At 72.0% G+C, this 11,631-nt stretch carries 7 protein-coding genes; 4 read left to right on the plus strand and 3 right to left on the minus strand.

The window, feature by feature from the left end:
* Positions 1-5 precede the first annotated feature (5 nt).
* Genes ACSJJU_RS03900 through ACSJJU_RS03910 form a run of 3 tightly spaced genes read left to right on the plus strand, consistent with a single transcriptional unit; the run spans position 6 to position 5,748 of the window.
* On the plus strand, positions 6-962 hold the full coding sequence (locus ACSJJU_RS03900; RefSeq protein ID WP_435913877.1) for a DUF58 domain-containing protein: 957 nt from the start codon (positions 6-8) through the stop codon (positions 960-962).
* Positions 959-3,706, plus strand: a complete 2,748-nt coding sequence (locus ACSJJU_RS03905) for a DUF4159 domain-containing protein (RefSeq protein ID WP_435913878.1) — start codon at positions 959-961, stop codon at positions 3,704-3,706. The genes ACSJJU_RS03900 and ACSJJU_RS03905 overlap by 4 nt, the downstream gene beginning before the upstream one ends.
* Positions 3,703-5,748 carry a hypothetical protein gene (locus ACSJJU_RS03910; RefSeq protein ID WP_435913879.1) on the plus strand — a complete coding sequence of 682 codons (2,046 nt, stop codon included), beginning with the start codon at positions 3,703-3,705 and terminating at the stop codon, positions 5,746-5,748. The genes ACSJJU_RS03905 and ACSJJU_RS03910 overlap by 4 nt, the downstream gene beginning before the upstream one ends.
* A gap of 13 nt (positions 5,749-5,761) precedes the next feature.
* Here the strand turns inward: ACSJJU_RS03910 and ACSJJU_RS03915 are convergent, their stop codons facing one another.
* Entirely contained in the window at positions 5,762-6,295 is a 534-nt protein-coding gene (locus tag ACSJJU_RS03915) for a GNAT family N-acetyltransferase (protein ID WP_435913881.1), read from the minus strand.
* Positions 6,296-6,618: 323 nt separating this feature from the next.
* On the opposite strand from ACSJJU_RS03915, the gene ACSJJU_RS03920 reads away from it, so the two are divergent.
* The gene (locus ACSJJU_RS03920) at positions 6,619-7,251 is read left to right on the plus strand and encodes a glutathione S-transferase family protein (RefSeq protein ID WP_435913882.1); all 633 of its coding nucleotides are present in this window, start codon (positions 6,619-6,621) and stop codon (positions 7,249-7,251) included.
* Positions 7,252-7,703: 452 nt separating this feature from the next.
* Here the strand turns inward: ACSJJU_RS03920 and trxA are convergent, their stop codons facing one another.
* Both trxA and addA read right to left on the minus strand, forming a co-directional pair.
* Complete coding sequence (trxA, locus tag ACSJJU_RS03925; RefSeq protein ID WP_435913883.1) at positions 7,704-8,027, minus strand: thioredoxin TrxA; 324 nt, start codon at positions 8,025-8,027, stop codon at positions 7,704-7,706.
* Between the two features lie 118 nt (positions 8,028-8,145).
* Positions 8,146-11,589: a double-strand break repair helicase AddA gene (gene addA, locus ACSJJU_RS03930; RefSeq protein ID WP_435913884.1), complete on the minus strand. Its 3,444-nt coding sequence runs from the start codon at positions 11,587-11,589 to the stop codon at positions 8,146-8,148.
* Between the last annotated feature and the right edge of the window lie 42 nt (positions 11,590-11,631).

Consider the following 11,631-nt stretch of genomic DNA (forward strand, 5'->3'; position numbering starts at 1 on the left):
CCCTCATGGAAACGGACCAGCCCCGGCATCCCCCTCAACTGGACGCCTTCTGGCCCGAGGCCGAACGGGCGGCGCGCCTGCTCGGCCCGCTGCCCCTGGCGCGCCCCGAGCTGGGTCGCCCCAGCTGGCAGCAGGGATCGCACCCCCGCCGGCGCGCGGGGCAAGGCAGCGAGTTCTGGCAGTACCGCCCGCTGGAGCCGGGCGAAGCGGTGGACCGGGTGGACTGGCGGCGCTCCGGGCGCAGTGATTCCCTGTTCGTCCGCACCCATGAGCGGGAGCTGCCCGCCCGCCTGTCCCTGTGGGCCGACCCTTCCGCCACCATGGACTACGCCAGCGCCGCCCAGTACCCCTACAAGCAGCATCCCAACAGGCAGCACCCCACCAAGCGGCATCGGGCACTGGTGCTGGCCGCCGCCCTCGCGCTGAGCGCCGAGGAGGCCGGCGAGGCCTGCACCGCGCTCACCGCCGCGCGCCCGGCCCGCGCCCGCGCCATCGCCGAACAGCTCGCCGCCGAAACCGCAGGGGCAATGCACAGCGCCCCCGCCGCGCCGGGGGATACGGTGCTGATTCTCAGCGATTTTCTGGAGCCGGACCGGCTCGACGCCATCGCATCGCTGGCGGCACAGGGGGCGGGCGGCCTTGTCGTACACATCGCCGACCCGGCCGAGATCGACTTTCCCTTCGAGGGGCGGGTCGAGCTTCTGGACGTCGCGCCCGAGGCAGCGCCGCGCCTCATCGACGCGAGCGAGGACACCCGCGCCCGCTACCGTGCGGCGTGGGACGCCCACGTCGCCGCCGTGGCGGACGCCGCCCGCACCGCCGGGTGGCAGTATCTCCTCCACCGCACCGACACGCCGGTGCAGGACGGGCTGGCCACCATCGCCGCCTGCATCGGCGCCGCGCGGCTGGGTGCCACGCGGCTGGACGCTCCACCTGCTGAAGGAGGCCCGCCCCGGCGATGATCTCCTTCGGTCCCCTGACGCTTGCCGCGCCTGCGGTGCTGGCCGGGCTGGCCGCCCTGCCGCTGCTGTGGTGGCTGATCCGCCGCCTGCCGCCGCCGACCAGGCAGGTGGTGTTTCCCGCGGTGCGTCTGCTGGGGCCGGTCGTCGAACAGCCGCCGCCGCAGGCCCGCCCGCCGTGGTGGCTGCTGCTGATCCGGCTGGGCGCGCTGACCCTGCTGCTGCTGGGTCTGGCCGGGCCGCGCTGGGACCCGACGCCGGATGCCCCCAGCCCCCGGCGTCTGCTGCTCGTGCTGGACAACGGCTGGGAGTCCGCCCCCGGCTGGCAGGAGATGCTGTCGGCCGCGCGCAACCGCATCGAGGCGCTGCGCGCGGAGGATGCCCGCGTCGCGCTGGTCACGACCGCCCCGCCGTCCGGCGGCTGGCCGGGCAACGCGGCCCCTGTCCCCGGCTGGGTGACGCCGCGCACGGCGCTGGCGCTGCTGGAGCAGCACGCGCCCCGCCCCTGGCCCGCCGACCGGGAGGGCGCGGCCCGCGCCATCGCCCGCCTTGCCCCCGGCAGCGCGGACGAAGCCTTGTGGATCACCACCGGCTGGGGTGCGCAGGGGGCCGAGCCGCTGGGCAAGGCGCTCAAGGCCGTGGGCCCGGCGCGGCTGCTGCCGGTGCCCGCGCGCATGATCGCCATCCGCCAGTTCGGCGGCACGGCGGGCGGCTGGCGCGTGCAGCTGGTGCGCCCCGAGGGGCTGCCGGCCGAGACCGTGCGGCTGACGGCCATCGACACCGCCGGACGCCCCCGCGCCGAGACCGCCGTGCGCTTTGACGCCAACGAAACCAGCGCCACCGTGCAGCTGGGCGTGGCGGTGGGGGATCTGGCCCGCATCAGCCGCCTGACGATTGCCGAGAGCCGGTCCGCCGCCACCACCGCGCTGATCGATGCCGCCGCCCTGCATCCACGCGTCGCCATTTTCTCCGGGGAGCGGCGGGGCGAGCCGCGCCCGCTGCAATCGGCCGCCTTCTACGTGCGCCGGGCGCTGGAACCCTACGCCAGCGTGGACACCGTGGCGGCGGAGTCGATGACGAGCACCGAGGCGAACATCCGGGTGTTCCTCGACCTGCCGGTCAACGGCCGCGACCAGGCCGAGGCGATGTTGCGCTGGGTGCGCGAGGGCGGCATCGCCATCACCTTCGCCGGGCCGCGCATCGCCCAGAACGGCACCCGGCTTGCGCCGGGGCCGCTGCTCACCGCCACCCGCGCTGTCGGCACCCGCCTCTCCTGGGAGAAGCCGCAGAAACTGGGAGGCTTCGCCGCCGACGGGCCGCTGGCGGGCCTTCCCAACGACCCCGACGTGACCGTCACCCGGCAGGTGCTGGTGGCGGACCCCTCCGCGCCCAGCCTGATGCGCTGGGCCTGGCTGGAAGACGGCACGCCGCTGGTCACCGCCCGCACAGAGGGGGCGGGCGCACTGGTGATGGTTCACGCCAACGCCGACCCGCGCTGGACCAGCCTGCCGCTCTCGGGCCTGTTCGAGCAGATGCTGCGCCGCTTCCTGCCGCTGGTGGGGCGCGCCACCCGGCCCGCAGGCGCACCCGAGGGCAGCTTCATGCTGGAAGCCGCGCTCGACGGGGACGGCCTTCTGACCGACCCGGCCCAGCCCCGGCAGATCAGCCCGGAGGCGTGGGAGAGCGCCGCCGCCAGCCCGGCCACCCCGCCGGGGCTCTACCGCGCCGGGAGCGTCACCCGCGCGCTCAACCTGATGCAGGGCAACGGGCCGATTTCGCCCCGCTTCCGCTTCGAGCCGCTCACCAAGGCCGCCGGGCTGCCGGTCGTCAGCCGCGAGGGCCTGCGCGCCCCGGTCGAGCTGGCGCCGCCGCTGCTGATCCTCGGCCTCCTGCTGGCGATCCTCGACGGCGTCCTCAGCCTCGGCCGGCCCGGTGCCTTCCGCTGGCCGCTGCGGCGCGCGGGCGCCAGCGCCGCCGTCGCCGTGCTCGCGCTGCTGGCGGGGCTCGTGGCCGCGCCCCGGCCCGGCCACGCCCAGCTTTTCCCTGGCCTCGTGCCGCGCGAGCCGCCCGCCAGCCAGGCCCCCGCAACCACCGTGGAGCCGGTGCTGCTGGGCTATGTGACAACCGGCAACCCCGCCGCCGACAGCCGCGCCCGCGACGGGCTCGACATGCTCACCCGGATTCTGCGCACCCGCACCGCCGTGCGCGCGGGCAGCCCGCAGGCGGTCAATCTGGAGCGGGACGAGCTGGGCACGCTTGCCCTCCTCTACTGGCCGCTGACCAGCCCCCGCCCCCTCTCGCCGGAAGCGGCGGCGCGCCTCAGCGCCTATCTCGCCAGCGGTGGCCTGCTGGTGGTGGATCTGGGCCCCGCCCCGCTGCCGCCCGAGGTGGTGCGCGAGGTGCTCCAGCCGCTCGGCCTGCCGCGCCTCGCCCCGCTCAACAGCGACCACGTGCTCGCCCGCAGCTTCTACCTCCTCGACCGCTATCCCGGCCGGGTGCAGGGGCAGACCGTCTGGGTGGAGGCGGGCACGGAAGGGGGCAGCGACGGCGCGGTGGCCGGAGTCGTCATGGGCAGCGCCGACTGGGCCGGGGCCTGGGCCAGCCATGAAAACATCAACGCCCGCCAGCGGGAATGGGCGCTGCGCTTTGGCGTCAATCTGGTGATGTATGCCCTCACCGGCACCTACAAGGCGGATCAGGTGCATGTGAAGGCCATTCTCGACCGCCTGCCGGAGCGCAACCGATGACCGCGCTGGCGATCGATCCGCTGGTCCCCGTCTGGGCGCTGTGGCTGCTGGTCCTGCTGCTGGCCGCGCCCGGCCTCGCTGCCCTGTGGCGGCGGCACTGGCTGGCGGGTGCGGCGCGGCTGGCGGCGGCGGTGGTGGCCTTCGCCATTCTCGCCCGCCCCGTCACCCGCATCGAGGAGCGCCGCGCCGAGCCCGACATCGCCGTCGCGGTGGTCGATACTTCCGGCAGCATGGCCATCGGCAATCGCCGGGCGGAGGTGGAGGCCGCGCTCAAGGCGCTGCGCACCGCCAGCGGCCCGGACCTGCACTGGCGCGTGGTGGAGACCGAAGGCCAGCCCGGCGCCACCGGCGGCACGGCGCTGATGGACGAGATCGGCCGCGCCATCGGCCAGACCCCCGCCGACCGGCTGGCCGGGGCAGTGATCCTCAGCGACGGCATCGTGACGAGGGAGCATCCGCCCGTCCTGCCCGAGGGCAAGCCGGTGCATGTGCTGCTGGCCGGGGACCGCGCCATGGTCGACCGGCGCATGGTGGTGCAGGCCGCCCCGCCCTACGCCGTCGTCGGCCAGACGGCGCAGGTGACCATGCGGGTGGACGGCGGCGTGGCGGGCCTGCCGGTCAACTGGAGCATCGACGGTCAGCCCCAGCCGCCGGTGACGATCGACGCGCAGGGTCTTGCCCGCCTGCCGGTGAAGGTGGCGCGGCGCGGCCCGGCCGTCGTTACCGCCAGCGTCCCCCCGGCTCCCGGCGAGCTGGTGACCTCCAACAACGCGGCGCTGGTGCGCCTCAACGGCGTGCGCGACCGGCTGGCGGTGCTGCTGGTCTCCGGCGCGCCGAGCCTCTCGACCCGCTCCTGGCGTGATATCCTGACGCTGGACGCGGCGCTGGACACCGTGCACTTCACCATCCTGCGCCTGCCCTCCTCCTTCGATCCCACCCCGACGGAGGAGCTGTCGCTCATCCCCTTCCCGGTCGAGCAGCTGTTCGAGGAACGGCTGCCCCGGTTCGACCTCATCGTGCTTGACCGCTTCGACCAGCTCGACCTGCTGTCCGCCGCCTACTTCGACGCCATCAGCGACTATGTGCGCAACGGCGGCGCGCTGCTGGTGGTGGCGGGGCCGGAGCACCAGCAACCCTTCGGCCTCAGCGGCACGTCCGTGGGCCGGATGCTGCCCGCCAAACCCACCGGCGACTGGGAGACCACGCCCTACCGCGCCGTCGTCACCGACAGCGGCAGACGCCACCCCATCACCGCGACGCTGGAGGAGGAATGGGGTCCCGGCCGGCCGTGGGGCCGCTGGCGCACCCACCTGCCCGCCACGGCCGTCAGCGGCCGCACCCTGCTCTCCGGTCCCGGCGGCTCGCCGCTGCTGGTGGTGGACCGGCAGGGGCGCGGGCGCATCGGGCAGTTGATGACGCTGGACGTGTGGCGCTGGGGCCGGGGAGTCGATGGCGGCGGCCCGCGCGACACCCTGCTCACCCGCCTTGTCCACTGGCTGATGCGCGAGCCGGATCTGGAGGAGGAGCAACTCTCCGCCCGTCCCTTGGGCGATGACCGGATCGCGGTGAGCGTGCGCACCATGACCGAGCCGGAGCCGGTGGTCATCACCCCGCCCCAGGGCCAGCCGCAGCGCTTCACCCTGCAAGCGGACACACGCGGCGAGGCCCGGCTCGCCGTGCCCGCCCCCGTCCCCGGGCTCTATCGCATCGAAAGCGGCAACCGGCGCACCTTCGCCCTCGTCGGCGCGGGGCCGGAGCGGCAGGAGGTGCGCCCCCGGGCCGAGCCGCTGGCGGAGCTGGCCAAGCGCACCGGCGGCGGCGTCTTCTGGCTGGCGGACGGCGTGCCCTCCCTGCGCCGCACGGCGGCGGACCGCCCGCAGGCCGGCAACGGCTGGCTGGGCCTCGTGCGCAACGACTCCGGCGCCCTGCTCGGCGTGCACGAAGAGCCGCTGCTGCCACCGCTGCTGCTGTGGAGCCTTCTGGCCGCCGCGCTCGGGCTGGCATGGGTGGCCGAGCGGCGTGCGCCCTCGCGTCTGGTCTGAAATCCGGCCGGGATTATTCCGCCGCGGCGCGCAGCGGCTTGCGCACCTCGGCCTCGACAGGCAGCGCCAGTGCCGAGTCGGAGACCCGCGCCATCAGGCGGCGCTGCTCGACCGGGCCGGGCAGGCTCCAGCCGCCGGTCGCCGCATTGGAGAAGCCGAAGCGGCTGTAATATTCCGGGTCGCCCACCAGAATGACGAGGGGGTAGCCGAGTCGTTCGGCCGTCTCCAGCCCGCGCTGGATCAACTGGCCGCCGAGCCCCTGGCCCCGGCATTCCTCGGCCACCGCGATCGGGCCGAGCAGCAGGGCCGTCAGCACCCGGCCGCTGGTCCGGCAGGCAACTTCGATCGGCCAGAATTCGATGGAGCCGCACAGGTGACCGCCGCACTGGCCATCCTCGCGGCGGGCGACGAAGCACAGCTCCGCCACCGGCACCGAGCCCTCGCGCAGCCGGTAGGCGGTGCGGGTGTGGCGATCCGGCCCAAAGGCGGCGTCCAGCAGGGTCTCGATCTCCGGCCGGTCGTCGGCCGTCGTCTGGCGAATGTTCATCGAGGGTTTGATCTTTCTGGCAAGCGGAGAACAGGGCGTGACGCACCGCAGCCGAACAGGGACTGCGGAGAGGGGACGACTTACTGTCGTCGGAGCGCCAGACGCGGGCCAGCCAGATGGATCATCAACGTTTATCCCAAAGGGGCATCAATTTTCGCGGCGCTTATCACGAACCCAACCGGCGCGCCAGAGCATTTTCAGCAGCGGCTGTCTGGCGAAAATCCGCCCCCCGAAAAATCACACCCAATAACTGCATATACATGCTTTTATCCGGCACGCGATCAGGCTAAGCTCACGGCCATCGGAGAAGGAGATGCACACCGATGATACTCTATGACTTTGAAAAAGCGCCCAACGCGCGGCGCGTGCGCTGGTTTCTGGCGGAGAAGGGCATCACGGTCGAAACCCGTCAGGTCGACCTGCTGGGCGGCGAGAACATCGGGCCCGAATATCTGGCCATGAATCCGCGCGGGCTGATTCCCACCCTCAAGCTGGACGACGGCACGGTCATCGACGAATCAGTCTCCATTTGCCGCTACTTCGAGGAGCTGCACCCCGAGCCCAACCTGCTGGGGCGCGACGCCAAGGAAAAGGCCGTCATCGACTGCTGGCAGCGGCGGGCGGAACTGGACGGCCTCTATTCCGCGGCGCTGGCGTTCCGCAACAGCACGCCGGTGTTCGCCAACCGGGCGGTGCCGGGCTGCGCCGAGCCCACCGAACAGCTGCCGGTGCTGGTGGAGCGCGGCGTCATGCTCACCCGCCGCTTCTTCAACCTGCTCGACACGCGCCTGGGCGAGACCGAGTACGTGGCGGGCGACCGCTTCACCATCGCGGACATCACCGCCTTCGTGGCGTTGAACTTTGCCCGCTGGATCAAGCTGAGCCCGGACGAGAAGCACACCAACATCGCCCGCTGGTTCGAGGCTGTCTCTGCGCGCCCGGCCTCGCGGGCGTAAGCGCTGGAAGATCGAAGCACGCGAGGGGAGCGCTCCGCCAGCGGCCGCGCCCCCTCCGCGAGTCCGATTTTCTGATTTATTCTGATTTTTATGCGCGGCTTTCCGCGCAGTCGGGTTCTTCTGCGCATTCCCCCGGGCCTTCACGGACCACGCCGGGCAGAAGGCAGGTCGCCTTCAAAATGCATAGGCCCCGCAGGACAGGACACCCACGGGGCCTTATAGAAAGGAGGTTCAATGTTCAGCATTGGACCGGGCCAGCATAGTCCATACCCAACCCGGCGCAACCTCCTCATGGTCGAATATTCCGCTGCCGATACCGCGCCGCACACTGCCCGGCCTCCCTTGGCCCAACAAACCTGGGGCCCAACAAACCTTGGGCCCGGCAAAACTTAGCCCAACAAAAAAGGGCGGCGCCAGGGCCGCCCTTTTTTTGTGTCTGGTCGGTTGCCCGCTCAGGCGAGGTTGCTCTCCAGCCACTCCTTGAGAGCAGTCTTGGGCGCCGCACCCACCTTGGTGGCGTAGGGCTTGCCGTCGCGGAACAGGATCAGGGTCGGGATGCCACGGATGCCGAAGCGGGTCGGCACTTCCGGGTTGGCGTCCGTATCGATCTTGGCGACGGTGACCTTTCCGGCCATTTCGTCTGCCAGTTCCTCGAGAATCGGCGCGACCTGCCGGCACGGGCCGCACCAGGTCGCCCAGAAGTCCACCAGCACGGGCTTCGAGGACTTCAGAACATCATTTTCGAACGAATCGTCGGTAACTTGGATCGACGGCATGGAAACTCTCCTGGGCAATCCCGGTACGATAACCAGTTCCTATCGGTGACTCAGCCGCAACGTAGGAAGCGGCCGGGAGCCGGTCAAGCGACGCGCTGTATGGAAGCTGCGTTCTTAGTCACGAACCGATGGCCGCGAACGCCTGTTCCATCAGAGGGCCGGGAAGCGGCATGAGCGTGGGGCCCGCCGTCCACAGCAACGCCGCCTCGATGGTCTTGTCCGGGAACATGCGGGCGAGCGCCGCCCGGTAGGCGCCCATCTGCTGGAGATAGGCAAGCGGCGTCTGCTCCGGGCTGGCGGGCACCTGCGCGCCGGTCTTGATATCGACCACCAGCACCGTGTCGTCCGTCACGATCAGCCGGTCCACCTGACCGGAGAGCACCTGCCCGTTGATGACCGCCGAGAGCGGAATTTCCGCCAGCGCCTCCGGGCCGAACAGGGTGCCGATCTCCGGGTCATGCAGGGTGCGCAGCACGGTGCCGATGATTTCCTCCCGCGCTTCCCATGCCAGATCGGCCGCGCAGCGCTCGAGCCAGCGGCGGGCCACGTCTTCGCGCGCGTCCTCGGGCGTTGCCGGCAGACGCTCCAGCAGCCGGTGGATGAGCGTGCCGCGCCGGGCGGCGGGCGTGCTTGCCTCCAGCGGCGAGCCGGCGGGCGGCTCCGGCACCGTCGCCACCTGGCTGGGGGCGAGCGGACGCGGCGGGCGCGGCTCGGCCCCGGCGGGCGCGCGGGCCCAGCGGGGCAGGTCCAGCACGGGCTCCACGTCGCCCTCGCCCGGCCGGTCGAGGAAGGTAACCGGCCCTTCGACGCGGAAGCAGCGCACCTCGCCCCAGAGCGGATCGGAGAGGGTCTCTGCCCCCAGTTCGTCGAGCGCGGTCGCCACGGTTTCATACCAGGGCGTCAGGGTGCGGGCGATCTGGCGGCGCGGCTTCCACCCGGCCACATAGAGCCGGTCCTCCGCGCGGGTGAGCGCCACGTAAAGGAGGCGGGCATGTTCCTGCGCCTGCTTCTCGCGAATGGCCGCGATGGACTGGCTGACCGGCCCCACCGCATAGGCCTTGCCGCCGTACCAGACAGGCACCGTCCCTTCCTGCGCCGGAACGGGCACCATGGCATTCCTGTCATCCGGCAGCGCGTAGGCATCGGCGAGAATGACGATGGGCGCTTGCAGGCCCTTCGCGCCGTGCACGGTCATCACCCGCACCTCGTCGCGGGCGGCCTCGGGGTCGCGCTTCACCTCGATGTCGCCGCGCTCCAGCCAGTCGAGGAAGCCCTGAAGCGAGGGCGGGAAGTCCCGCTCGTAGGCGAGCGCCGCCTCCATCAGCATGTCGAGCGGATCGCGCGCCTGCGGGCCGAAGCGGGCGAGCGCCCGCGCCCGGCCGCCCAGATCGCTGAGCACGATTTCCAGAAACTCGTATGGGGGCGCCCAGTCCGCCACGGCCAGCACGTCGTGCAGCAGCTGGCTGGCCTGCGCCGCTTCGGTGTGGCCGGTGTCGGCCCAGCGCTTCAGTTCGGTCCACAGCGAGGCATCGCCCCGGCCGTGGGCGAGGTCGAAGAGTTGATCTTCGTCCCAGCCGATGAAGGGCGACTTGAGCACTTCCGCCAGCGTCAGGTCATCATCGGGCAGCAGGGCGAAGCGGATCAGCGAGAGGATGTCGCGCACCGCCAGCGGCACCGCCAGCATCATGCGGTCAACGCCCGCCACCGGCACGCCGAGGTGGGCCAGCTCCGCCACCAGGGCACGCACGAACTCGCTGCGCTTGCGCACCAGCACGAGGATATCGCCCGGGCGCACCGGGCGGCGGCGCGCTTCGAGCGGCTCGCCCCGGCGCAGCCAGTCGGCGATCTGGCGGGCGATCTTCTCGGCCAGCAGGCGCTCGGCGGGCGGCTGCCAGCCCATCTCGGCGGCGGCGCCGTTGGCGCTCTCCGCTTCCTCCTCCTCCGCTGCCGTCGACTCGATGGCGGGCCAGAGGGCAACGAGCCCGGTCTGCCCGGCGCGGGAGGCCACATGCGGATGCGCCTCCCGGATGCCCAGCGCCTGCGGGCCCAGCTGGTTGATGACCGCATCCACCAGCCGCAGCACCGCCTCGACGGAGCGGAACGAGCGGTCCAGCGGCACGCGGCGCAGCTCCGCTCCCACCGCCTCGGCCTCGGCGGCGTAGCGCTTCTCTGCCTCGATGAAGGTGGCGGGGTCCGACCCCTGAAAGCCGAAGATCGCCTGCTTGAGGTCACCCACGGCGAACACGGTGCGCCCCGGCTCGTGCGTGCCGATGCCGGCGAAGAACTCCTCGGTCAGCGCCCGCACGATGGCCCACTGGTCGGCGTTGGTGTCCTGCGCCTCGTCCACCAGCACGTGGTCGATGGACATGTCCAGCTTGTAACGCACCCACTGGGCCGCGCCCTCGGCGGTGAGCAGTCGGGCGGCGCGGGCGATCAGGTCGTCGAAGCCGAGCGCGCCGACGCGGGCCTTGTAGGCCTCCATCGCCGCCGCCAGCGTGAAGCCGAAGCGCAGGTAGCAGGCGGCGGTCTCGACGGCGCGGAAACGGGCCACCGTATCCTGCAATTCCGCCACCCGGTTCAGCGCCTGCTCCGCCACGGTGACGATGTCGGGGTCGAAGGTGATCGCGCCCTTGCTGGCCAGCTTGGCGAAAGCCTTGCCCGACGATTCGCTGAAGAACAGGCCGCGCAGCTCCTCGAAGGTGTCGGCGCGGTCGTGGGCCTCGCGCGCCAGCCACAGGCGCAGCCTGGCCGCCTTGTCCTGATCGCCCGATGCGCCGTGCGTCCACGCCTCGGCGAGACGCGGCAGCTCCAGCCAGCGGAGGCGCTCGTCCGTCAGCTGCTCCGCCAGCCAGTCGGCGACGGAGCCCTCGCGCGGCAGGTTGAACAGCGCCCGCAGACGCGGCTCGATGCCCTGCGTGCCGCCCGTGCCCGCGAAGGCGAGGATGTTCGGCCCCTGCCGGATCAGCTCGTTGATGATGGACCGGAATTTCTGATCGCCCGCCGCCACGGAGATGCAGGCCACATCCTCCAGCAGGCGGCGGTCTCCGTGGCGCGCGGCGCGGGAGAGTTCCGCCTCCACCACGGTGCGGATGGCCACCGCCGCCGTGCGATCATCGAGGGTGGAGAAGCCCGGCGCGATCCCCGCCTCCAGCGGAAAGCTGGCGAGCAGGGACTGGGCGAAGGCGTGGAGTGTCTGGATCTTGAGCCCGCCCTCGGCGTCGAGGCAGCGGGCGAACAGGGTGCGGGCGCGGGCCAGCCGCTCCGGGCTGGGGATTTCCCCCAACCCCTCGAACTCGGCGCGCAGCTGGTCATCGCTCGCCCGGGCCCAGGCGCCCAGCACCTTGAACACGCGGGTCGCCATTTCGGCGGCCGCCGCCTTGGTGAAGGTGATGCAGAGGATGGACTCCGGCCGGACATCCTGAAGCAGCAGGCGCAGCACGCGGGCGGTCAGCACCTGCGTCTTGCCGGAGCCGGCCGAGGCCGACACCCACACCGGCGCGTGGGGATCCGCGGCCGACGCCTGCTCGGGCGTGAGACGGAAACTGGCGCGCGTTGTGGTCATGGCTTTTTCCGCAGGCGGGACTCAGTCCCTCCTGCCCCTCCC

The sequence above is a fragment of the Pedomonas sp. V897 genome, assembly GCF_051304405.1.
GTDB lineage: Bacteria > Pseudomonadota > Alphaproteobacteria > Sphingomonadales > Sphingomonadaceae > Pedomonas.

Bases quoted from the DNA above. Each gene is read 5' to 3' on its own strand.
- ACSJJU_RS03920 (WP_435913882.1), top strand. From the start codon at position 6,619: ATGATACTCTATGACTTTGAAAAAGCGCCCAACGCGCGGCGCGTGCGC.
- trxA (WP_435913883.1), bottom strand. From the start codon at position 8,027: ATGCCGTCGATCCAAGTTACCGACGATTCGTTCGAAAATGATGTTCTG.
- ACSJJU_RS03910 (WP_435913879.1), top strand. From the start codon at position 3,703: ATGACCGCGCTGGCGATCGATCCGCTGGTCCCCGTCTGGGCGCTGTGG.
- ACSJJU_RS03915 (WP_435913881.1), bottom strand. From the start codon at position 6,295: ATGAACATTCGCCAGACGACGGCCGACGACCGGCCGGAGATCGAGACC.
- addA (WP_435913884.1), bottom strand. From the start codon at position 11,589: ATGACCACAACGCGCGCCAGTTTCCGTCTCACGCCCGAGCAGGCGTCG.
- ACSJJU_RS03905 (WP_435913878.1), top strand. From the start codon at position 959: ATGATCTCCTTCGGTCCCCTGACGCTTGCCGCGCCTGCGGTGCTGGCC.
- ACSJJU_RS03900 (WP_435913877.1), top strand. From the start codon at position 6: ATGGAAACGGACCAGCCCCGGCATCCCCCTCAACTGGACGCCTTCTGG.